This window comes from Actinomycetota bacterium (genome assembly GCA_040881665.1).
Lineage (GTDB): Bacteria > Actinomycetota > UBA4738 > UBA4738 > HRBIN12 > JBBDWR01.
This window is the reverse complement of record JBBECT010000005.1, coordinates 132,771-154,834: the sequence shown is the minus strand read 5'-3', so window position 1 is coordinate 154,834 and position 22,064 is coordinate 132,771. Positions and strand designations below refer to the sequence as shown.

At 69.6% G+C, this 22,064-nt stretch carries 19 protein-coding genes and 1 tRNA gene; 17 read left to right on the top strand and 3 right to left on the bottom strand.

The genetic code is table 11. From position 1 onward, the window contains the following. Positions 1 to 28: 28 nt before the first annotated feature. From WEF05_06455 to WEF05_06425, 7 genes are all read left to right on the top strand, one after another. Positions 29 to 745: an FtsQ-type POTRA domain-containing protein gene (locus tag WEF05_06455; protein MEX1101525.1), complete on the top strand. Its 717-nt coding sequence runs from the start codon at positions 29 to 31 to the stop codon at positions 743 to 745. A gap of 130 nt (positions 746 to 875) precedes the next feature. Then, complete coding sequence (gene ftsZ, locus WEF05_06450) at positions 876 to 2,072, top strand: cell division protein FtsZ (GenBank protein MEX1101524.1); 1,197 nt, start codon at positions 876 to 878, stop codon at positions 2,070 to 2,072. A 132-nt stretch (positions 2,073 to 2,204) separates the two neighbouring features. Beyond that, entirely contained in the window at positions 2,205 to 2,993 is a 789-nt protein-coding gene (locus WEF05_06445; GenBank protein MEX1101523.1) for a polyphenol oxidase family protein, read from the top strand. A gap of 17 nt (positions 2,994 to 3,010) precedes the next feature. Then, entirely contained in the window at positions 3,011 to 3,718 is a 708-nt protein-coding gene (locus tag WEF05_06440; protein ID MEX1101522.1) for a YggS family pyridoxal phosphate-dependent enzyme, read from the top strand. A 74-nt stretch (positions 3,719 to 3,792) separates the two neighbouring features. Then, on the top strand, positions 3,793 to 4,260 hold the full coding sequence (gene sepF, locus WEF05_06435) for a cell division protein SepF (protein MEX1101521.1): 468 nt from the start codon (positions 3,793 to 3,795) through the stop codon (positions 4,258 to 4,260). Between the two features lie 8 nt (positions 4,261 to 4,268). After that, on the top strand, positions 4,269 to 4,580 hold the full coding sequence (locus tag WEF05_06430) for a YggT family protein (GenBank protein MEX1101520.1): 312 nt from the start codon (positions 4,269 to 4,271) through the stop codon (positions 4,578 to 4,580). 72 nt (positions 4,581 to 4,652) lie between these two features. After that, a complete protein-coding gene (locus tag WEF05_06425) occupies positions 4,653 to 5,609 on the top strand; it encodes a DivIVA domain-containing protein (protein ID MEX1101519.1) in 957 nt (318 codons plus the stop codon). A gap of 124 nt (positions 5,610 to 5,733) precedes the next feature. On the opposite strand, the gene ileS is transcribed toward WEF05_06425, so the two are convergent. Next, a complete protein-coding gene (gene ileS / locus WEF05_06420) occupies positions 5,734 to 8,892 on the bottom strand; it encodes an isoleucine--tRNA ligase (protein MEX1101518.1) in 3,159 nt (1,052 codons plus the stop codon). A gap of 404 nt (positions 8,893 to 9,296) precedes the next feature. Between ileS and WEF05_06415 the strand changes: the two genes are divergently transcribed. From WEF05_06415 to WEF05_06405, 3 genes are read left to right on the top strand one after another with little or no spacing between them, the layout of a single operon-like run. Further along, positions 9,297 to 9,683, top strand: a complete 387-nt coding sequence (locus WEF05_06415; GenBank protein MEX1101517.1) for a TraR/DksA C4-type zinc finger protein — start codon at positions 9,297 to 9,299, stop codon at positions 9,681 to 9,683. Between the two features lie 4 nt (positions 9,684 to 9,687). After that, positions 9,688 to 10,251 (top strand): signal peptidase II, encoded by a 564-nt coding sequence (gene lspA / locus WEF05_06410; protein MEX1101516.1) that lies wholly within the window; start codon positions 9,688 to 9,690, stop codon positions 10,249 to 10,251. Next, positions 10,248 to 11,156, top strand: coding sequence for an RluA family pseudouridine synthase (locus tag WEF05_06405; GenBank protein MEX1101515.1), 909 nt, complete (start codon positions 10,248 to 10,250; stop codon positions 11,154 to 11,156). The genes lspA and WEF05_06405 overlap by 4 nt, the downstream gene beginning before the upstream one ends. A gap of 28 nt (positions 11,157 to 11,184) precedes the next feature. Here the strand turns inward: WEF05_06405 and WEF05_06400 are convergent, their stop codons facing one another. After that, on the bottom strand, positions 11,185 to 12,312 hold the full coding sequence (locus tag WEF05_06400) for a PD-(D/E)XK nuclease family protein (GenBank protein ID MEX1101514.1): 1,128 nt from the start codon (positions 12,310 to 12,312) through the stop codon (positions 11,185 to 11,187). A gap of 156 nt (positions 12,313 to 12,468) precedes the next feature. Here WEF05_06400 and dnaE point away from each other — a divergent pair, with 156 nt between their 5' ends. The 5 genes from dnaE (at position 12,469) to trpA (ending at position 19,675) form a co-directional block, all read left to right on the top strand. Then, positions 12,469 to 15,978 carry a DNA polymerase III subunit alpha gene (gene dnaE, locus WEF05_06395; GenBank protein ID MEX1101513.1) on the top strand — a complete coding sequence of 1,170 codons (3,510 nt, stop codon included), beginning with the start codon at positions 12,469 to 12,471 and terminating at the stop codon, positions 15,976 to 15,978. A gap of 61 nt (positions 15,979 to 16,039) precedes the next feature. After that, positions 16,040 to 16,780 (top strand): HisA/HisF-related TIM barrel protein, encoded by a 741-nt coding sequence (locus tag WEF05_06390; protein MEX1101512.1) that lies wholly within the window; start codon positions 16,040 to 16,042, stop codon positions 16,778 to 16,780. A gap of 101 nt (positions 16,781 to 16,881) precedes the next feature. After that, entirely contained in the window at positions 16,882 to 17,688 is an 807-nt protein-coding gene (locus WEF05_06385) for an indole-3-glycerol phosphate synthase TrpC (GenBank protein ID MEX1101511.1), read from the top strand. Further along, complete coding sequence (gene trpB, locus WEF05_06380) at positions 17,685 to 18,896, top strand: tryptophan synthase subunit beta (protein ID MEX1101510.1); 1,212 nt, start codon at positions 17,685 to 17,687, stop codon at positions 18,894 to 18,896. The genes WEF05_06385 and trpB overlap by 4 nt, the downstream gene beginning before the upstream one ends. Then, positions 18,893 to 19,675 carry a tryptophan synthase subunit alpha gene (trpA, locus tag WEF05_06375; GenBank protein MEX1101509.1) on the top strand — a complete coding sequence of 261 codons (783 nt, stop codon included), beginning with the start codon at positions 18,893 to 18,895 and terminating at the stop codon, positions 19,673 to 19,675. The genes trpB and trpA overlap by 4 nt, the downstream gene beginning before the upstream one ends. Positions 19,676 to 19,681: 6 nt before the next feature. Here the strand turns inward: trpA and WEF05_06370 are convergent. Then, positions 19,682 to 19,765, bottom strand: a tRNA-Leu gene (locus WEF05_06370). Positions 19,766 to 19,821: 56 nt separating this feature from the next. Here WEF05_06370 and WEF05_06365 point away from each other — a divergent pair. Then, positions 19,822 to 21,006 (top strand): ABC transporter substrate-binding protein, encoded by a 1,185-nt coding sequence (locus tag WEF05_06365; GenBank protein ID MEX1101508.1) that lies wholly within the window; start codon positions 19,822 to 19,824, stop codon positions 21,004 to 21,006. 142 nt (positions 21,007 to 21,148) lie between these two features. Beyond that, on the top strand, positions 21,149 to 22,048 hold the full coding sequence (locus WEF05_06360) for a transporter substrate-binding domain-containing protein (protein ID MEX1101507.1): 900 nt from the start codon (positions 21,149 to 21,151) through the stop codon (positions 22,046 to 22,048). Positions 22,049 to 22,064 lie beyond the last annotated feature (16 nt).

Genomic DNA, 22,064 nt, shown 5'->3' with positions numbered 1-22,064 from the left:
CGGGCGTCGCGGATCGACCGCTCGGCGGGTGGTCCTCACGGCGGTGATCCTGCTCGCGGTCGGGGCGGTGATGATCGGAGCGACCTTCACGCCCCTGTTCGAGGCTCGGCGGATCGGGGTCTCGGGGGCCGGGCAGGTGACCCGGGAACGGATCCTCGGTCTGGCGGGGGTCGAGGGCGCGAACGTCGCTCACCTCGACACCACGGCGGTCGAACGTGCGTTGGAGGCGGACCCCTGGATCGCGCGAGCAACCGTCGGGCGGGAGCTGCCCTCGACGATCGAGGTGTCGATCGCGGAGCGGTCGCCGGTCGCCGGGATCGGCGACGAGACAGGGCGGGTCGTGGCCGCGGACGGCACGGAGCTGCCGGGCGCCGACCCCACGGGACTGCCGGTGATCGATGTCCTCACGGCAACGGACGTGCAGACCGCGGCCGCGGTCCTCGGTGCGATCCCCGAGTCGACGCTTGAGAAGGTCGAGCGGGTGACCGCCGACGTCGACGGGTCGCTCGCGCTGCAGATCCGAGGAGGCATCGTGGCGAGCTACGGCCCCGCCGAGGAGCTCGTCGCGAAGGGGGCGGCGCTGGCGGCGGTACTGCGTTGGCTCGAGAGCGAAGGGACGTCGTCGTCGGCGATCGACGTCAGTACGCCGACCGCGCCGACCGCGGTCCTCGGTGCGCGGAGCACCTCGCGCGACGTGACACGAGTAAGCACAACCGGCGGGGGACAGGTGCCTGGAAACGCTTGACGGACCAGCACCCCACTAGTAGTGTCTCGCCATCAACGTAACGTAGATATAACAATAAGCCTCAGCTTTAGGCTTAGAGTTACGCTCGGCACGTACGGCTCTTTCCCCAGGTAGCGGAGGTTGTTGCGACATGGACGCACCTCAGAACTACCTCGCCGTGATCAAGGTGGTTGGCATCGGCGGGGGCGGCGTGAACGCCGTGAACCGGATGATCGAGGCAGGCCTCCGGGGCGTGGAGTTCATCGCCGTCAACACCGACGCGCAGACCTTGCTGATGTCCGATGCCGAGGTGAAGCTCGACATCGGACGCGAGACGACCCGCGGACTGGGCGCCGGCTCCGATCCGGACGTCGGACGCGCCGCCGCCGAGGAGCACGCCGACGAGATCGAGGAGATCCTGAAGGGCGCCGACATGGTGTTCATCACGGCGGGCGAGGGCGGGGGAACGGGCACCGGAGGAGCACCCGTTGTCGCGGAACTCGCGCGCAGCATGGGCACCCTCACGATCGGCGTCGTCACGCGGCCCTTCGGATTCGAAGGGCGCAAGCGCGCGACCGCCGCCGACATGGGGATCACCGACCTGAAGAAGGCGGTCGACACGTTGATCGTCGTCCCCAACGACCGGCTGCTCCAAGTCGCCGACCAGAACATGCCGATGGTCGACGCGTTCCGGATGGCCGATCAGGTCCTGTATCAGGGCGTCGACGGGATCACCTCCCTCATCACCACACCGGGGCTCATCAACCTCGACTTCGCCGACGTGAAGGCCGTCATGACCGGGGCCGGGTCTGCGCTGATGGGGATCGGCCGCGGTTCGGGCGAGGACCGGGCTGCCGAGGCGGCGAAGGCCGCGATCTCCTCTCCGCTGCTCGAGTCCTCGATCGACGGCGCCAAAGGTGTGCTCCTGTCGATCGCGGGCCCGACCGATCTGACCTTGCACGAGGTGAACCAGGCAGCCGACGCGATCACCCGCGTCGCACACGCCGACGCCAACATCATCTTCGGCGCCGTGGTGGACGACGCGCTCGGCGAGGAGGTCCGGGTTACCGTCGTTGCGGCTGGCTTCGACAAGATCGCCACCGCCCAGGGGCAACCCGCTCGGGTCGAGGGGCGCCTCGCGGCGCTGCTCGAGGAGCCCGAACCGGTCCGGAGCGCCGCGTCCTCCAAGCGAGGCGCCGGCGCGCCCTCGGATCCCGCGCAGCGGCCCGAGGCGCCCGTGCCCTCCTTCCTCGAGGACGAGGACGACGTGTTCCGCAGCGAACCCGCTGAGAACGTGGCCTTCGACGCCGAGGAGGATCTGGACATCCCGGACTTCCTCAAGAGCTAGCGAAGGTCATCCGCCCCGCGCGGCCCCACGTGGAGGCGGGGAGGTCCACAGGAGAGGCGCCCTTCCCCCGCCTCTCACCGGGACCTCTCCGCCTCCGTCCTCGTTCCGGCCCCGGGTGCGTAGGCTGCGGGGATGACCGTGTTCGAACGACGCGACCTCGGATCGGGGTCGCACGCGCTGGTCGCCACACCTCTGGTCGAGATCGGCGTGCTCGCGGCGTTCACCGAGCGCGGTGGTGGGGTCAGCGCTCCGCCGTTCGACGGCTTGAACGTGTCGTTCTCGGTCGGTGACGACCCTGCGTCGGTCCGCGAGAACCGTGATCGGATCGTCCGGGGCCTGGAGATCGATCGGTTCGCGATCGCCGGCCTCGTGCACGGCGGGAAGATCACGCGCATCGGCCCGAAACGCGGGGGAGCGGGCTACCTGGATCCGGTCGAGGCGGTCGCGGCGACCGACGGCCTCGCGACCGCCTCGAAGGGTGTGCCGACGGCGGTGACGACGGCCGACTGCGTCCCGTTGATCTACGCATCGACGTCGGTGTCGACCATCACGGTGGTGCACGCCGGCTGGCGCGGGTTCGCGGCCGGGATCGTGGACACGGCGATGCGGACCTACGAGGATCCCGAGGCGGTCCGAGTCGCGATCGGTCCTGCGATCGGTCCCTGCCACTACGAGGTTGCCTCCGACGTCGCCCTGGCGGTGGCGGCTGGATCGGAGGCCGGTGCCGTCACCTCCGGCGACGGGAACGATCTGCGGCTCGATCTCGTCGCCACCGCGAAGCAGGTGCTCGGCGCCGCGGGCGCCGGACTCGTGATCGACACCGGTCTGTGCACCGCATGCGAGGCCGAACGCTTCTTCTCCCACCGGCGTGACGGAACCACCGGTCGGCAGGTGGCGATCGGCACACGCACCTCCATCTGAGACCTATGCTCGCGCGCATGGAACCCGACGGCCGCACCTTCGATCGCACGACGATCCTCGGGAACCTCGAGCGGATCCGGGCCGGGATCGCCGCTGCGTGCGAACGGTCGGGACGCGACCCCGGCGCGGTCCGCATCGTCGCCGCCGCGAAGACGGTGCCCCCCGAGCCGATCCACTGGGTGGTGCAAGCGGGTGCGATCGACGTAGGCGAGAACTACGTGGGGGAGCTGAGCGCGAAGCACGACGCGGTACCGGGAGCTCGGTGGCATTTCATCGGCACGCTGCAATCAGGCACTGCCCACAAGGTGGCCGAGCTGGCAGAGGTGGTCGAGACCCTTTCGGCGCCGCGGGCGACCGCCCGGCTCGCCCGGCGCGCCGCCGAGGGCGGGCGACGGATCAAGGCGCTCTTGGAGATCGACTTCACCGGAGCCCGGTCGGGCCTGGCCCCGTCCGACGCGGCGTCCGCGGCGGACGCAGCCGCCGCCGCTTCGGGGATCGAGCTCGTCGGCCTCATGACCCTCCCGCCGTTCGATCCGGACCCCGAGCATGCGCGCAGGTACTTCGCCCGGCTGGCCGAGCTCGCCGCGGACCTGCGCAGGGATCACTCCGGCCTGCGGGAACTCTCGATGGGGATGTCGCTGGATTACGAGGTCGCGGTCGAGGAAGGCGCTACGATGGTCCGCATCGGCACGACCCTGTTCGGCGATCGTCCGCACCGGCACTGATCCCCAGGCCGGCCAGGGCGGAGCCGGCACCCGGCGACGGGTGCGGGACGGGGCGAAGAGAGGAGCGTCTAGCCGTGTGGAAGAAGACGATGCAGTACCTCGGCCTGGTCGAGGAAGACGAGTTCGAACAGGTCGACGAGCTGCCCGACTCCCAGCCCGCGGAGGTCCGTCGGATCCAGCGGCCGCAGGCGGTTCGTGAGGCCCAGGCGGGAGCCGCGTCCGAAGGGGTCGTACGCACGATCCCGTCTCCGCGTTCGGCTGCGAGCGGGGCGATCCACAAGTCCGAGCCGCGTCGCTTCAACGAAGCTCGAGAGGTGGCCGACCGGTTCAAGGACGGCACCGCGGTGATCATGAATCTCCAGAGCACCGACGATCAGATCGCCCGGCGCCTCGTCGATTTCGCCTCCGGCCTCGTGTACGGACTCGATGGGAAGATCGAGATGGTGGCGAACCGCGTGTACCTCTTGACGCCGGCCGACGTCGAGGTGTCGGCCGAGGACCGGGAGCGGATCGCCGGCGGCGCCTTCTACAACCAGTTCTGATCTCCGGCGTGGACGCTCATCTCGCGCAGGTCACCGAGGTCAACCCGGTGGTGCGGCTGCTCTGCGTCGCGATCACGGTCTACACCCTGATCCTCTTCGCGAAGGTGATCCTCAGCTGGGTGGCGATGTTCGGGACGCGGATACCCTCGACGGGTCCGCTCCGAGCGATCGTCGATCTGATCGATGACGTCACAGAACCCGTACTCCGCCCCCTGCGCGGTTTGATCCCACCGGTCAGCATTGGAGCGGTCGGGCTGGATCTATCGATCATCCTGCTCTTCGTGTTCCTCGTGGTAGCGCGCCAGGCGCTCGGCTGTTAGGGCTGCGAGCCGGGGCGCCGAGAGGCCGTCCGCTGCGCTAGGCTGGGGCATCGTTCGCGAGGGGGATGACTGATGCGGAAGAAGAAGGCCGAGGGCGCCGACGCCCAGGAGGCGACGCTCGACCAAGCGGCGGCGCAGGCATCCTCGAAAGCTGCCGCTGCGGCCGCCTCGCCGCGCACCGACGGACGCCTCACGCCGCTCGATATCCAGCAGGTGGAGTTCCGGCGGAAGACCCGTGGCTACGATGAACGCGAAGTGGACGAGTTCCTCGACCGCTTGACCGAGGACTTCGCGGCTGCCGTCGAGGAGAACCAGCGCCTGCGTCAGCGGACGGATTCCGGCCTGGGTGCCGTCGGGGCGGCCGACCCCGCAGCCGCGTCCCGGCAGGCGGACGAGATCGTCCATCGTGCACGGGCCGACGCGGCTCGCATCATCCGAGAGGCCGAGACCCGCGCGGGGTCGATCGCTTCGGGAGCAGGAGCGGTCGCCTCGGGTGACCCCGGTGCGATCTCCGCGTTCATCGCGAAGGAACGGGTCTTCCTCCAGCAGCTCGCCTCACTGGTGCAGGACCACGCCGAGGGAGTCAAGCAGATGGTGCGTTCCTCCTCGGCGGCCGCCCCCCCGCGCGCCACCTCGGCCGCGCCGGCCTCCTCTCCCGCCGAACCCGCTCCTTCCTCGGCTGCACCGGCCTCGGTGGGTGGGCCCGCACCCGTTCCACCGACCTCCCCAGCCGCCGAGTCGGCACGGAAGACGCCCCCTGCCGCCGCTCCAAAGCCGGAGCCGGAGCGCTCGACACCGTCGCCGGCGAAGACCCAGCCGACCGAAGCGATGGAACCCGTGGTGGACGAACGGCCGCGCGACCGACCGGCGCCGCCCACCTCACCCTCGCCCGATGATTCCGAGCCGATCTCGGTCCCCGAACCCGAGCCGAAGCCACGCCCGGCGATCGCGCGGAGTGCTCCGTCGGACGAAGGCACCCCGTCGGACGACGAGCGCTCGCTCCGCGAACTGTTCTGGGGCGACGAGTAGCTGGGCCCCGCGGGGGGAGCCACCGGACGCTTCACCCTCGCGCTCGTTCTCGGGTTGCTCGCGACCGCCGCCCTGTTCGCCGGCTCGGGTGAGTTTGGCCGGGCTGCTCGCGGGCGTCCCGTCCTCAGACGCGCCGGAGGGTGACGACCACCGGCTCCTCCTCGATCATGCCCTCGTGTCGGGGCGCGCCCGCGAGGGCCCGAGGTTCGATGCCCGTCGCCAGGGTCTCGGCGGCGACCACCTCTCCGTAGTCGTCGAGGGCGGCCGAGAGCCGCGGGCCGGCCTCGACCCCGATCGCGATCCGATCGCTCACCTGCAGATCGGTGGCCTTGCGAGCGTCCTGCACGATCCGGATGAGCTCGCGCGCGACGCCTTCGTTCCGCAGCGCGTCGTCGAGCTCGAGCTCGAGTGCGACGGTCAGTCCTGCGTCTGCGGCGACGCCCCAGCCCTCCCGCGTCTGTTGCGTGAGATCGACGTCACCGGGAGCCAAGAGCACGGGCCCGTCGCGGGCCGGGACCTCGGTCGCGGTTCCGCCCGCCAGGATGCTCGCGAGCGTCCCGTCGTCGTGGGCGAGCGCGTCGGCGACCTGCTTGACACGTCCGCCGAGCCGGGGACCCAGCACCGAGAAGTTCGGCTTCGCCCGCCAGGTTCCGAGCTCGTCCGCCGACTCGGCGAACGCGACGTCCTTCACGTTGAGTTCGTCGGCGATCAGCCCGAAGAGCCCGGCAAGCGGCTCTCGGTCGCCGCGATGGTGCACGACCGCTCCGGCCAGCGGTTGACGGGTACGGACCTTGGACTCGACCCGGATGCGCCGGCCGAGCTCCACGATCTCGCGGGCGACGCGCATCGCGTCGTCGAGGGGCGCGTCGATCCGTTCGACATCGGGTTCGGGGTAGTCGGCGAGGTGCACGGAACCGGGTTGGTCGCCGCGCCCGGCGGCGAGCGTGCCCCAGAGCTCATCGGCGACGAAGGGGGTGAAGGGGGCCAGCAGGGTGGCCGTGGTCACCAGGCACTCGTGCAGCGTCTGGAAGGCCGCCCGTGTGTCGTCACCCCCTTCACCGCCGGGGTTCCAGAACCGCCTGCGGGCCCGGCGGACGTACCAGTTCGACAGGTCGTCGACGAACGCCTGGATCCGCCGTCCCGCCCCGGTTGCGTCGTAGCTCTCGAGGCCCGTGCGTGCGGCCTGAACCGTGGCCGCAAGCTGGGAGAGGATCCACCGGTCAAGCACCGGGCGTTCGGCGGCGCGAACGGTTCCGTGCTCGGAGGGGTCGAACCCGTCGGCGTTCGCGTACGTGACGAAGAACGCGTACACGTTCCAGAGCGTCAGCAGGAACTGGCGGACGACCTCGTCGAGCAGCTCCATCGACACCCGCCGCGACGCCCACGGCGACCCGCTCGTCAGCAGGTACCAGCGCAAGGCGTCGGCACCCTGGCGATCCATCACCTCCATCGGGTCGATCACGTTGCCGAGCGACTTGGACATCTTGCGTCCCTGCGCGTCGACGATGTGGCCGAGGCAGACGACGTTGCGGTATGCGGTCGAGTCGAAGTGCAGCACGCCCTCGGCCATCAACGTGTAGAACCATCCTCGGGTTTGATCGATCGCCTCGGAGATGAAGTCCGCGGGGAACGCGTTCGCGAACTCCTGCTCGCCGCGCCCGAGCTCCGGGTGATAGCTCCACTGGGCGAAGGGCATCGCGCCGGAGTCGTACCAGGTGTCGATCACCTCCGGGACTCGGGTCGCGGTCTCGCCGCAGTCCGGGCAGGGGAAGGTCACATCGTCGATCCAGGGTCGGTGGGGATCGACGTCCTCGACGTTCCGGTCCGCGCGCTCACCGAGCTCGCGCAGCGAGCCGATCGGTGTCGCGTGCCCCTCGGCGCAGCGCCAGATCGGCAGGGGCGTCCCCCAGTACCGGTCGCGGGAGAGTGCCCAGTCGACGTTGTTGCGCAGCCAGTCGCCGTAACGTCCGTCCTTGATGTGCTCGGGGTACCACCCGACGTCCTCGTTCACCTCGAGGAGGCGCTGCTTCACCGCCGTCGTTCCCGCGTACCACGAGGTGCGGGCGTAGTTGAGGAGCGGCGTCCCGCAGCGCCAGCAGAAGGGGTAGCTGTGCTCGTAGGTTCCGGCCCGGAGCACGAGCCCGCGTTCGGTCAGGTCGTCGACGATCAGCTCGTCGGCGTCCTTGACGAAGCGGCCTCGCAGGAACAGCGGTACGCGGTCGTCGAAGGTGCCGTCGTCGCGCACGGGTTTGTACGCCGGCCAGCCCTCGCGCAACCCGATCTCGAGGTCGTCGGCGCCGAAGGAGGGTGCGATGTGGACGATGCCGGTGCCGTCGTCCATCGAGACGAAGTCGGCAGCGACCACGTGGTGCGCCGTGCCCTCCGGGACGTTCGTGTAGGGCGCCTCGTAGCGGACGCCGACGAGCGCGGAACCCGGCATCCGGTCGATCGGCTGCCAGCCCTCGCCGAGGACGCGCTCGCGCAGCTCCCGGGCGATGACGATCCGCTCGCCCTCGCGCTCGACGAGCTCGTAGGGCTGGTCGGCCGCGACGGCGAGCCCGAGGTTCGAGAGCAGGGTCCACGGCGTCGTGGTCCACACGGCGATCCGCGCGTCGATCAGGTCGGGGTCGTCCGCCTCGGTGATCGGCAGCTTCAGGAAGAGCGAGGGGTCCTCGGTCTGCCGGTAGCCGAGGGCAACCTCGTGATCGGACAGCGCCGTGCCGCACCGAGGGCAGTACGGCGTGACCTTGTCCGCCTCGAACAGCAGGCCGCGCTCGTAGAGAGACTTCAGCGACCACCAGACGCTCTCGATGTAGGAGGTCGACATCGTCCAGTACGCGTCCGACAGGTCGATCCACATCCCGACCCGTTCGGTCATCCGCTCCCAGTCGGCGACGTATCTCGTCACCGAGGAGCGGCAGAGGCGATTGAACTCCGCGACACCGAACGCCTCGATGTCGCGCTTGCCGGTGGTGCCGATCTCCTTCTCCACCTCGAGCTCGACGGGAAGGCCGTGACAGTCCCATCCCGCCTTGCGGGGAACGCGGTAGCCGGTCATCGTCCGGAATCGCGGGTAGACGTCCTTGAACGTCCGGGACTCGACGTGGTGGATCCCAGGCCGGCCGTTCGCGGTCGGCGGGCCCTCGTAGAAGATCCACTCGGGGGCTCCTTCGCGCCGGCGCAGGCTCTCGGCGAAGACGTCGTCGGCGCGCCAGCGCGCCAACACGCGCTCCTCGAGCTCGGGGAAGCGCACCTTCGGATCAACGGGGTCGAACGCTGCCATCTGTCCTCGGCTCCTGACCTCTCGCCGGACCCTCCGGCCTCGTCGCGCCCCACCGGTGCCCGAACGCGAAAGCGCCCCGTCCCGGTCAGGGACGAGGCGCGAACCCCGCGGTACCACCCTGGTTGCCGCGCTCCTCGCGGAGCGCGACCGCTCACGGCCGCCGACACGACCTTCCGCGATCACGGGCGGAACCCGCCTGCGCCTACAGGCGGGGGACCGCCATTCGGGCAGGGGCTCGGGGACGATGTCCGCGAGGGCCCACCACCGGGCTCGCACCATCCCCGGCTCGCTCGTGGTCGGTGATCCTCGCGACGCGGTTCCCGTCGTCGCCTCTGCGGGGCATGCTACACCACCCCTCCCGGCTCGTTGTCGGAGGTAGGGGCGGGTGCTACCGTCCCCGTTCCATGGTCGCCACGAAGTCCTCGCTGAACGCGAAGGAGCTCGGCGAGCTCAAGAATCGCCTGCTGGAAGAGCGGGAAGAGCTCCGGTCCCAGCTCCAGACGATCGAGGAAGCCGTCTTCTCGGCTTCCCAGTCCGACCTGACCGGTGAGGCCGACGACGAGAGCGCCGACGCGGGTACCGCGACCTTCGAGCGCGAGCGCGACCTCTCGATCGAGAACAACGTTCGTGACCTGCTCCGCAAAGTGGAGGACGCCCTGGACCGGATCGCGAAGAAGACCTACGGGATCTGCATCCGTTGCGGCAAGGCGATCGAGAAGACCCGGATCAAGGCCCTCCCGTACGCCGATCTCTGCATCAAGGACGCGCAGGCCGAATCCCGGTCGCGCTAGATCCGTGGCCGATGCCCCCACCCGGCGCGGTCGTCTCGCGCTGTTGTTGTACGCCACCGCCGGTTTCGTCTACCTGATCGACCGGCTGAGCAAGGTCTGGGCCGAGAACGACCTGCAGGGGGAGGCGCCGATCGAGGTCGTCGGCACGTTCGTCTGGCTGCACTACACGACGAATTCGGGAGGCGCCTTCGGCATCGGAGAGAGCGCGTCGCTCGTGTTCGTCGGCGCGACGGTGATCGTCGTCGGCATCATCGTGTGGACCTCGATGCGTCTGCCGCGCGCCGGGGTCGCGATGGGCCTCGGCCTCGTTCTGGGCGGGGCTCTCGGGAACCTGACCGACCGGGCGGTCCGCGGCTCGGGGTTCCGCGGGGGGGTCGTCGACTTCGTCGACGTTGGTGCCTGGCCGGTCTTCAACGTCGCCGATGCCGCGATCGTCGTCGGCGCTATCGTGCTGTTGCTCGGGACCTTGGATCGGGCTCGCCGCCAGGGTGCGGACGGCGAGACCCCCGATGAGTCGCTCCCCGAGGACCCGGGGGAGCAGCACCCCGGGGACCGCGGGCGCGCGTGAGCACGAACGAACGCTTCGAGGCGTCCTCCGGACGGCTCGACGCGGTCCTGGCCGGGCTCCTGGAGGTTCCCCGGACCGAGGCCCAGCGTGCGATCGCCGAGGGGGCGGTCCTGGTGGACGGGCGAGCTCGCGCCAAGTCGTTCCGGCTCGAGGGCGGGGAGACGATCGAGGTGACGCGCGCCGACGGCCCGGCCCTCGTCGCGGAAGGCCCGCCCGTTCCGATCCGCTACGAGGACCGCCATCTCCTCGTCGTTGCGAAACCGGCCGGGCTCGTGACCCACCCCACCGCGACCAAGCGGTCCGGAACGCTCGTGAACCGCCTGCTCGGGATGGGCGTGCCGCTCTCCGGCGCCGGCGGGGACGTGCTTCGACCGGGCATCGTCCACCGCCTGGATGCGGGGACCAGCGGGCTCTTGATCGTCGCCAAAGACGACCCGACGCACGAGGCCTTCGGAACGATGCTGAAGCATCACGAGATCGAGCGCACGTATCGGACCCTCGTGCGCGGACGCGTCGAGCACGACCGCTTCTCGGTGGATGCTCCTCTCGGCCGGCACGGGGCGCGAGTGACCGTTCGCGCGATCACCGGGCGAGAGGCGGAGACGGCGTTCGACGTGCGGGATCGCTTCGTGCGTTCGACGTTCCTCGATGCGGCGCCGAAGACCGGCCGGACGCACCAGATCCGCGTGCACCTGTCCGCGATCGGTCACCCGATCCTCGGCGATCTCCGCTACGGAGGCGGTGGCGATGACGCGAAGGCGCTCGGCTTGACGCGGCCGTTCCTCCACGCGTGGCGGCTGCGGTTCACCCATCCGGTCAGCGGTGAGTTCGTTGAGGTACAGGAGCCGCTCCCCGAGGACCTCCAGGTCGCGCTGCGCCGGGCCCGCGCCGTCGCGCCGTCGTGACCGTCGATCGCCTTGGCCCGCGCCGCGTTCAGCGGCGGGACTTCGACGGCTCCTTCAGCCAGAGGGCGTGTTGGGTGCGGACCTCCTCGCGCGAGGCGAGGACGGCGTCCTCGACGTCGGGAGGGAGCCGGCGAGACTCGATCAGCTCTTGGATCTTCGCGGGGTCGACCGACAACACCCGGTCCCATAGCCCGAGGGGCTCGAGGATCTCGCGCATGCCCGCCTCGTCGGGTGCGGTGACGTGCTGTACGCGGCGGTCGACCGCGGCGCCGTCGGTTCCGAACAATCGGCGGTATCCGTGTTCGTCGGCGAACGCGTTGATCAGACCTGCGAGCTCGTCGATCCGCTTGTAGACGCGGCGGCCCTGCCGCTTGAGGTCGATCCACTCGTCGACGATGCCGGTCATGTTCGGGGCGGGATCGCCTCCTTCCTGCTCGGCGCGATGGCGGAAGATCGGGCACACCGCCTGGAAGTCACACCAGTTGCAGAGCGGGTTCTCGCGCGGTTCGAACTTGCCGGCGTCGATACGCTCGGCGACGATCGCGATCCGGCGGCGGAGCTCGTCGGCGTCCTTGGCGGTCCGGGTCGTCGACATCCGCTGGCCGGGAAGCAGGTAGTAGAGCGTCAGGCGCTCGGGCTCGATGCCCCAGACCTGCTTGGCGGCGAGGAAGTAGATCGACAGCTGCAGGTCCTCGTCGATGCGCTTCTGGGGCGGGAGGCGGCGGTTCGTCTTGTAGTCGATGATCTCGTACCCACCCCCGGGGATCCGGTCCATGCGGTCGAGCACTCCGGTGAGCTGAACGCCTTCGACCTCGATCGAGAAACGGTGCTCGAGTGCGGCGGGGATCGCGAACGATGCCGCGTTCTCCGCGTGATACTGGGACAGGACCGAACGGCCGTGGTCGTAGTAGGTCCGCTCTTCGCTCTCGTCCGCGAACCCGTCGCGCACCCAGACGCCCTCGAGGGACTCGAGGAGCTCATCGAGGGACGGGGCGACGGGGACCGGCCGGTTGTGGAAGCGGTAGAGGGCCTGATGCAAGGAGTCCCCGAAGCTCAAGGCGGGGGAGGGCTGGGTGGGCAGGCGCTGCTCGTGCTGGAACCGCCACTTGGCCGGGCACGTTTCATAGGTATTGATCGAGGAGTACGAAAGGCGCATCGCGACCTGGCCCCTTGCCTGAACCGGTCCGCCGAGTGTACCTTCGACCTCTCGCGAATCACAAGGGTGTAAGTTCTCCACAGGTCTCCACAGTGCGCGCGCGGGCTGTGGAGAACCCCCGAGGCGCGCACGAGCAGGGGGCTCCGGAACAACGAAATGAGCGACGGCGGCTTCGTCCATCTCCACGTTCACACCGAGTACTCGCTGCTCGACGGCGCCTCCCGGATCGACGACCTGTTCGCCAACGCGGAGCGGCTCGGCATGCCCGCCGTGGCGATGACCGACCACGGCTCGATGTTCGGGGCGCTGGAGTTCTACGCGGCCGGACGCGAGCGGGGGATCACTCCGATCCTCGGCGTCGAAGCGTACGTCGCGCCGGGGTCTCGTTTCGATCGCACTCCCGGCGAGGACGAGCAGAAGTACCACCACCTGACCTTGCTCGCCCGAGACCAGACCGGCTACCGCAACCTGCTCAAGCTCGTCAGCTACGCGCATCTCGAGGGCTTCTACCACCGGCCGCGTGTCGACAAGCAGCTGATGGCTGAGCACCACGAGGGGATCATCGCGTTGTCGGGCTGCCTCTCCTCGGAGGTGGGCGTGGCGCTGAAGAACGGGCAGGACGCGAAGGCGCGCGAGGTGGCGGGCACCTATCTCGACATCTTCGGACGTGACGGCTACTTCATCGAGGTGCAGGATCACGGGATCCCCGATCAGCGGCGGATCCTCCCGAAGCAGTTCGAGCTGGCCCGCCACCTCGGTGTGCCCCCGGTCGCCGCCAACGATCTGCACTACACCCACAAAGAGGACGCGAAACCGCACGATGTCCTGCTCTGCATCCAGCAGCAGAAGGTGCAGACCGATCTTCAGCGGCTGAAGTTCGACTCCGAGGACTTCTACCTGAAGTCGGCGGACGAGATGCGACTGGTGTTCGCCGATCACCCCGAGGCGATCTCCTCCACCCTCGAGATCGCCGAGCAGGTGCAGCCGATCCCCGAGCTCGAGCGATCGCTCGTGCAAGGCGACATCACCTACCGGCTGCCGCGGTTCGAGACCCCCGGAGACATACCGCTCGAGGGCTACCTTCGCCAGCTCGTGGACGAAGGGCTCCGGGAACGCTACGGCGAGCCTTCCGCCGAGATCCGCGAGCGCGTCGACACCGAGCTCGGCGTGATCTGCAACATGGGCTTCGCCGGGTACTTCCTGATCGTGTGGGACCTGATCAGGTTCGCCCGGGAGCGAGGGATCCGTGTGGGCCCGGGCCGTGGATCGGCGGCGGGGTCGGTCGTCTCCTTCGCGCTGCAGATCACCGATCTCGACCCGCTGCGGTACGGCCTGTTGTTCGAGCGGTTCCTCAACCCCGAACGGATCCAGATGCCGGACATCGACATGGACTTCGACGAGCGGCGCCGCGATGAGGTGATCCGGTACGTCGCGGACTCTTACGGTCACGACCACGTGGCGCAGATCATCACCTTCCAGACGATCAAGGGGAAGCAAGGCATCCGCGACGCGTCGCGGGTTCTCGGATTCCCGGCGTCGGTGGGCGACCGGCTCTGCAAGATGTACCCGCCGTCGGTCATGGGCCGCGACTATCCGATCGAGAAAGCCCTGGAGCTTTCCCCCGAGTTGAAGGAGGCCTACGAAGGCGAGCCCGAGGCGAAGGAGATCGTCGAAACGGCCCGGGCCCTCGAGGGACTCCGGCGGGAGGACTCGGTCCACGCGGCCGGGGTCGTGATCGGCGACGCGCCCCTCGTGAACTACCTGCCCCTGAAGCTCGCGAAGGACTCCCGAGACGACAGCAAGCGGATCGTGACGCAGTTCGACATGCACGGCGTCGAGAAGTTGGGCCTGCTGAAGATGGACTTCCTCGGCTTGCGGAACCTGTCGGTGATCGAGGACACGGTCCGCACCCTGCGGATCCGAGAGGTCGAGATCGACATCGACCACGTCGCTCTCGACGACCGTGAGACCTACGCGATGCTCTGCCGCGCCGACACGACAGGTGTGTTCCAGATGGAGTCTCCGGGGATGCGCGCGCTGATCCGCGCGCTGGCGCCCGACCGCTTCGAGGACCTGATGGCCCTCGTGGCGCTCTATCGCCCCGGGCCGCTCAACATGGGCATGCACAACGAGTACGCGGAGCGCAAGCACGGCCGGCGGAAGGTGACCTACCCCCACGACGATCTCGAGGACGTGCTCGGATCGACCTACGGGGTCCTCGTCTACCAGGAACAGGTGATGCAGATCGCGGTGCGCATCGCCGGCTACTCGATGGGTGGCGCGGATTCGTTGCGCAAGGCGATCGGGAAGAAGAAGCCCGCCGAACTGGCCAAGCACAAGGAGCGGTTCTTCGAAGGTGGCCTGGGCAACGGGTACGACCAGCGCCTGCTGACCTCCCTGTGGGATCTGATCGAACCGTTCGGCGACTACGGGTTCAACGCGTCACATGCCTGCTGCTACGGGTACGTGGCCTACCAGACCGCGTACCTGAAGGCGCACTATCCGGTGGAGTACATGTCGGCGATCCTCACGAGCGTGAAGGACGACAAGGACAAGAAGCCCTTCTACCTGAACGCGTGCCGGATGATGGAGATCGAGGTGCTGCCGCCGGACGTCAACACCTCGGAGATGGACTTCGCTCCGGCGCCCGACGAGCGGGAGGCCGTTCGGTACGGGCTGTCGGCGGTGCGCAACGTCGGGCAGGGCGTCGTCGAGCAGATCCTCGCCGCGCGGCGCGAGAAGGGTGCGTTCGAGTCGTTCTCCGATTTCTGCCGCAAGGTCGATCCTTCGGTCCTGACCAAGCGCGTGCTCGAGAGCATGATCCAGGCCGGTTCGTTCGACTCGTTCGGCTACACGCGACGTGGATTGCTCGAGAACCAGGACAAGGTCTCGGCGCCGATCTCGGCCGAGCGCAAGGCGGAGGCGGCGGGACAGTTCTCCCTGTTCGGCGGCGAGGACGGCGCCGCGCAAGAGATCGACGAGTCGGTCCTGGAGGGCGAGGAGTTCGAGAAGCAGCAGCTGCTGCGTCACGAGAAGGAGATGCTCGGTCAGTTCGTCACCGATCACCCACTGCTGGGGATCCGCGATCAGCTCGCGGCGCAGTGCAACCATGAGATCACCGAGCTGTCGAACCTGGGCGACGGCGACATGGTCACGATCGGCGGCATCGTCGGAGCCGTGCGGCGCCGCTACACGAAGCGTGGGGAACCGTACGCGCAGTTCCGGGTCGAGGATCTCGCGGGTGGCGTCGACGCGATCGCGTTCCCGAACGTCTACGAGGCGGTGCCCGAGTTGATCCGCGTCGATCGCATCGTGCTCGTGAAAGGTCGGATCGATCTGCGCGGCCGCGAGTTGCAGATCCGCGCCGTCGAGGTCTTCGAGCCCGAGCTGGAAGGGGTCGAGGCCCCGGTGCTCGCGGGTGAGCTGGTGGTCGACCTGCCCGCGCAGGCGTGCACGAACGCGGTGATCTCCAAGGTGAAGGATCTCCTCGACGACGCGCCCGGACGCACGCCGGTCCGGGTTCGGTTCATCTCCTCACAGGGGGTCACGCCGTTGAAGATCGGCAGCTTCCGCGTTGATCCGCACGCGGGATTGCTCTCGGAGCTGCGGGGGCTGCTCGGGCCCGAGTCGGTCCACGTCGAACAGCGCGACCCCGTCGGCGTGTGACGATCCCTCGAGGGACGGCCGTGCCTCCGTGACGGAGCGGCAGCGGGGTAGGCTCAAACGCATGACCTTCGACGTGCTCCCCGCGATCGACGTGGCCCGCGGGCGTCTCGCGCGGTTCGGACCCGACGGCCCCGTGACGGTTCTCGAGCACGGGGGGGATCCCGTCGCTGCCGCGGCCTCGTTCGTCGAAGCGGGTGCGCGGTGGCTGCATGTCGTCGACATGGATCTCGCCTACGAGGGCGTCGCCCGGAACATCGGGGTCATCGCGGAGATCGCCAAGCTCGAGGTTCCGATCCAGGCGAGTGGCGGCGTCGTGACCGAAGGCGACGTCGACCGTCTCCTGGGATCGGGCGCCTCGCGTGCCGTGCTCGGATCCGGCGCGCTCGGGGACCGGCCCCTCGTGGCGCGCGTCGTGGACACCTACCGAGAACGGATCGCCGTCGGCGTCGAGGTGGACGACGAACGGATCACGCCACGGGGGCGTTCGGCCGACAGCGAGCTGCCGCTGGACGTGACGTTGGCCTTCCTGGCGGGAGTGGGCGCGGCGCGCTTCGTCGTCACAAGCGTCGATCGCGTGGGGACGCTGGGAGGACCAGACCTGCGTGGCCTCCAGCGCGTGGTGCAGGCGACGACGTGCCCCGTGATCGCCGCCGGAGGGATCTCGACCCGCGACGATCTCGATGCCGTCGCGCAGGTTCCCGGTGTCGAGGGGGCGATCGTCGGGCGTGCCGCGCTCGAGGGTGGACTCAGCGTCGCCGAGGCCCTCGCCGCCGGCGCACCGGACGTCCCCGAGCACTCCTGACCTGGGCGGCCGGGCCGGTGGCCACGGTAGTCACGGACCCACACGTGAGCGCGTTCGGTCTCGTAGGTGCGCGAGAGGGCACTGCTACGATGCCGGGTCCCATGGGTTTCCTCACCGACCTCGTGACGCGCGTCCGCGCCGATCTCGAGCGCTCCCCGCTCGACGATGGCTCCCTGATGGCGCGCTGCCTCGCGTCGCCCCCGCCCCGGGACTTCGTGGGCGCGCTCCGGGCTGCGGCGCGTCCGGCCGTGATCGCCGAGGTGAAGCGTTCGTCGCCGTCGGTCGGCCACATCGGCGAGGCGGATCCAGGAGGCCTGGCGCGGGCGTACGAGTCGGCGGGAGCGAGCGCGATCTCGGTGCTGACCGAGCCGCGCCACTTCGACGGGGCACTGTCCGATCTGCGCGCCGCGCGGATCGCGGTCGAGCTTCCCGTGCTGCGCAAGGACTTCCTGGTGCATCCGTCCCAGTTGATCGAGTCGCGGGCCGAGGGCGCAGACGCGGTCCTGTTGATCGCGGCCGTGCTCGGTGATGCCGAACTCGCTGCCGCCCTGTCGATCTGCGCGGACCTGGGACTGGGGGTGCTTCTCGAGACCCATTCGGAGCGTGACCTCGAACGGGCGCTCGCGACGGATACGGCGGTGATCGGCGTCAACGCGCGGGACCTCGAATCCCTCGAGGTGGGCGTCGACCGGGCGATCGACGCGCTCCGGGCGATCCCTCGCGACCGGATCGCGGTCCTCGAGTCGGGCATCACCGGCCCGTCGCACGTGCGGACGGCGGTCGAGGCGGGTGCGTCTGCCATCCTGGTGGGGGAGGCGTTGATGCGCGCCCCCGACCCCGCAGCGAAGTTGCGCCAGCTGCATGAGGCGGGCACGAGGACCGCCGGCGAACGGAGCGAGTCGATATGAGCAGCACCGCGCAGCGGAGCCCCAGGGAGGTCCCGGACGAACGCGGACGGTTCGGCACGTTCGGCGGGCGCTACGTTCCTGAGGTATTGATCCCCGCCCTCGAGGAGCTCGACGCCGCGTGGCGGCAGCTTCGATCCGACCCCGTCTTCCGGGGTGAGCTCGACGCGCTCCTGCGCGACTACGTCGGGCGGCCCACGCCCCTGACCTTCGCTCCCAGGCTCTCCGAGGAGACGGGCGTGCGTCTGTACCTGAAACGAGAGGACCTCGCGCACACGGGCGCGCACAAGATCAACAACACGATCGGTCAGGTCTTGGTCGCCAAGCGGCTCGGCAAGAGCCGTGTGATCGCCGAGACCGGTGCCGGACAGCACGGCGTGGCGACGGCGACGGCGGCGGCCATGTTCGGTCTCCCGTGCGTCGTCTACATGGGAGAGGAAGACACCCACCGTCAGCGGCCGAACGTCGAACGGATGGAACTGCTCGGCGCGGAGGTCGTTCCGGTTACCGCCGGCCAGCGTACCTTGAAGGAAGCGATCAACGAGGCGATGCGCGACTGGGCCTCGACCGTGCAGGACACCCATTACGTCTTCGGGACCGCGGCAGGGCCGCATCCGTTCCCCGGGATGGTCCGCGACCTCCAGCGGGTGATCGGCGACGAGGCGCGGGCACAGTTCCGCGAGCGCGAGGGGACCGATCCCGATCACGTCGTGGCATGCGTCGGCGGCGGATCGAACGCGATCGGGATGTTCACCGCGTTCGTCGGCTTGCCGGACACCTCTCTGTGGGGGATCGAGGCCGGCGGAACGGGTGAGGGGGTCGGGGCGAACTGTCGGTCGCTCACGATGGGCGAGCCGGGGATCCTCCACGGTGCGCTCTCCTACCTCTTGCAGGATGCGGACGGGCAGGTGGCCCTGACCCATTCGATCTCGGCCGGGCTCGACTACCCGGGCGTCGGGCCGGAGCATTCCTGGCTGAAGGACGAGGGACTGGCCCGGTACGCGAGCGCGACCGACGCCGAAGCGCTCGCGGGGTTCGGAGCCCTCGCGCGCACCGAGGGGATCCTGCCCGCGCTCGAACCCGCGCACGCGATCGGGTGGCTGCTCGCGCGGCCGTTGCCGGAAGGTTCCACCGTGGCCCTGTGTCTGTCGGGCCGAGGGGACAAGGATCTCGACAACGTGCGGCGCGCCCTCGGGACCGGGGACCGATGACGGCGGGCGTCGGGCTCGAGAGCGCTCTGCGCGCCCGGCGGGATCGTGGTGGGCGAGCACTCGTTCCCTACGTGACCGCAGGCCTTCCCGGTGTCGACGCGGCACTGCTCCGAGAGCTCGAGGGCGCGGGGGCCGATGCGATCGAGATCGGGATCCCGTTCTCGGATCCCGTGATGGACGGCGGGGTGATCCAGCAGGCGTCGCAGCTCGCGCTCGAGGCAGGAACGCACCCACGAGATGCGTTCGCGCTCGCCGCCGAGGCCTCGCTCGGCATCCCGATCGCCGTGATGACCTACGTGAACCCGGTCTTCCGGATCGGGTACGAGGCGTTCCTGCGAGAGGCCGTTGGCTCCGGCATCCGCGCCACGATCGTGCCCGACCTACCCGTCGACGAGGCCGAGACCTGGGTGCGGGCGAGCGAGGCGGCGGGATCCGAGCCGGTGTTCCTCGCGGCCCCGGGAGAACCGGCGGAACGCTTGAAGCGCACGGTCGAGCTCGCTAGGGGGTTCGTGTATTGCGTGTCCTCCTACGGCGTCACGGGTGCGCGATCGGACCTGTCGGACACCGCCCGCGAGGTCGTCGAGGGGTTGCGTCCACTGACCGATCTGCCGTTGCTCGTAGGTGTGGGCATCACCACCCCCGGCCATGCGCGGCAGGCAGGCGGTTTCTCGGACGGTGTCATCGTCGGGAGCGCGATCGTCCGGCGGCTCGTCGAGGGTGACCGCGAGGGCGCCGTCGCCCTCGCCCGCGAGTTACGCGCGGCGCTCCCGACCGGGTGAGTCTCGTGCCGGGAGAGGGGGTCGAACCCTCACGGGCCGAAGCCCACGGGATTTTGAGTCCCGCGCGTCTGCCAGTTCCGCCATCCCGGCGCGGAGCCGCACCAAGCCTACAAGCCGCCGTCCGGCGGACCGCCCCGTCGTGGCGGGTGGTGATCGCCCTCGTCGTCGCCGTCCTCTCCGCCTGTACCTCGGCGGGGAACGGACCCGGCGGTGGGCCCTCGATCCCGACGGCGGTCGCGGACGAGCCGGTCCGACTCGTGTTCCTCGCCGATCTGCCCCCGTCGATCTCCCGATCGCTCGACATGCCGGCGTTCGACGGTATGGAACTGGCGGCCGAACAGCGGAGCGGGCGTGGCGGGCTTCCGACGGTCGAGACGGAGCTGATCGATCTCACCGAGGATCCCGAGCTGGCCCTCGCGGCCGTTCAGGATGCTGTGGCCGATCCGGCCGTCGTAGGAGCTGTGATCGGTCCGTTCGCCGACCCGTCCGGTGCGGTGTTGACCGCGATGGCGGCCGCGCATATGCCGGTGGCGGTGCTGGCGCCGGGCGTCTCGCTTCCCGATGACGGCACATGGCGCCGGCTCGTCCCCCCGGCCGGGGCACAGGCCCGTGCGCTCGCGAAGTGGGTCCGGGAGCGTGCCCGGGGCGGCCCAGTGTGTGTCGCCGGTCCGTCGGGAGGCGGCCGCTTGATGCCCGAGCTGTACACGTCGCTGCGCGGGGCCGGAGTGCGGACCGGTGTGGACCTGCCTGCCGACGACGAGGTCCCGGAGCCCGACGCGCTCGAACCGGTGGTGCAGACGCTTCGCTCCTCCGGGTGTCGGGTCGCGGTATGGACCGGGGGACCCGTCGTGGGGGGAACCCTCCGCTCGCTCCTCGCCGAGCGCGGCCTTCGCAGGGTGATCGTGGCCACCACCGACGCCGCCAGGACCGACGCCTACATCGAGACGGCCGGGGGGGCCGCAGAGAGGAGCATGGGCACCTGCGCCTGCATCGACCTGCTGACGAGCACATCGATCGACGCGCAGCGGTTCGTCAACGACTTCCAGTTCGACGCGGGTGTAGCCCCCGGTCCGTACGCCGTCGAGGGCTTCGACGCCACGAACCTGCTGGTCGATGCGATGGCCGCGGCGGTTGCCGAGGGGGATCGATCGGCCGAGCAGCTCCGGGCAGCCGTCGCGGCGGAGCTTGCCGCGCTGGGGCCGCGCGTCGGGCTCGGAGGTCGCTACGCCTTCACCTCGGACGGCCGACGTCTTCCCTCCACACAGGCCCTGATCCAGCGGTCGCGCGTGATCGGTGGTCGGTGGGCGCCCGCCGGTCGATCCGGCGGTTGACCAGCGGTTCAGGTCCCGGAGCCGACGCCCGGACCTCGCGGACCCCATTGCGTTGCTCAGCGGCGGGGGCACTCCTATAGTGCTCGTAGTGCTCGGCAGGCGCGGTGTTGCGTCGGACGCGGACGGCTTCGAAGGGGGAACGATGCGTAGAGGGCGATGGATCTGGCTCGTAGCGCTGTTCGCAGCGCTCACGTTGGTCGCGGCGGCGTGCGGGGGCGACGACGATGACCCGGGCACCACCGATAGCACCGAGACCAGCGGCGGCGAAGCGGACGATCTCCTCGCCAAGGTCAAGGCCGACGGTGTGCTCCGCGTCTCCACCGACCCGCAGTACCCGCCCCAGTCTTCCTACGACGAGGCGACCGGCCAGTGGGAGGGCTTCGACATCGACGCGGCCACCGAGATCGCGAACCGGCTCGGCGTCGAGATCGAGTGGAAGACCCCGTCGTGGAACGTCCTCACGAGCGGGAACTGGCAGGACCGTTGGGACCTGTCGGTCGGGTCGATGACCGTGACCCCGGAGCGGGCGGAGGTTCTGAACTTCAGCGAGCCCTACTACTACACGCCGGCGGCGGTCGCCGTGCACGAGGACTCCTCGGTCACCTCCGTCGAGGAGCTGTCGGGGATGAAGATCGGCGTATGCCAGGCGTGCACCTACGACGTGTGGCTCCAGGGGAAGCTCGTGATCCCCGGCGAGGACATCACGTTCCCGGTCGAGAACCCGCAGATCGTGACGTACTCGACGGACTCGCTCGCGATCAAGGACCTGGAGCTCGGCGACGGCGTGAGGCTGGACGCCGCCAGCTCGGCCCTGCCGACGATCCAGGGAGCGATCGACCAGGGAGCGCCGATCAAGGTCCTGGGCGAGCCCGTGTTCTACGAGCCGCTGGCGGCCGCGACCGACAAGGGCTCCTCGCTCGACACGACGAGCTTCGACGAGGAGGTCTCGAGCATCATCGCGGAGATGCACTCGGACGGGACGCTCTCGGAGCTGTCGGACAAGTGGTACGGCGAGGACCTGACGAAGAAGGTCGATTCCTGATCACCACGGACACGGC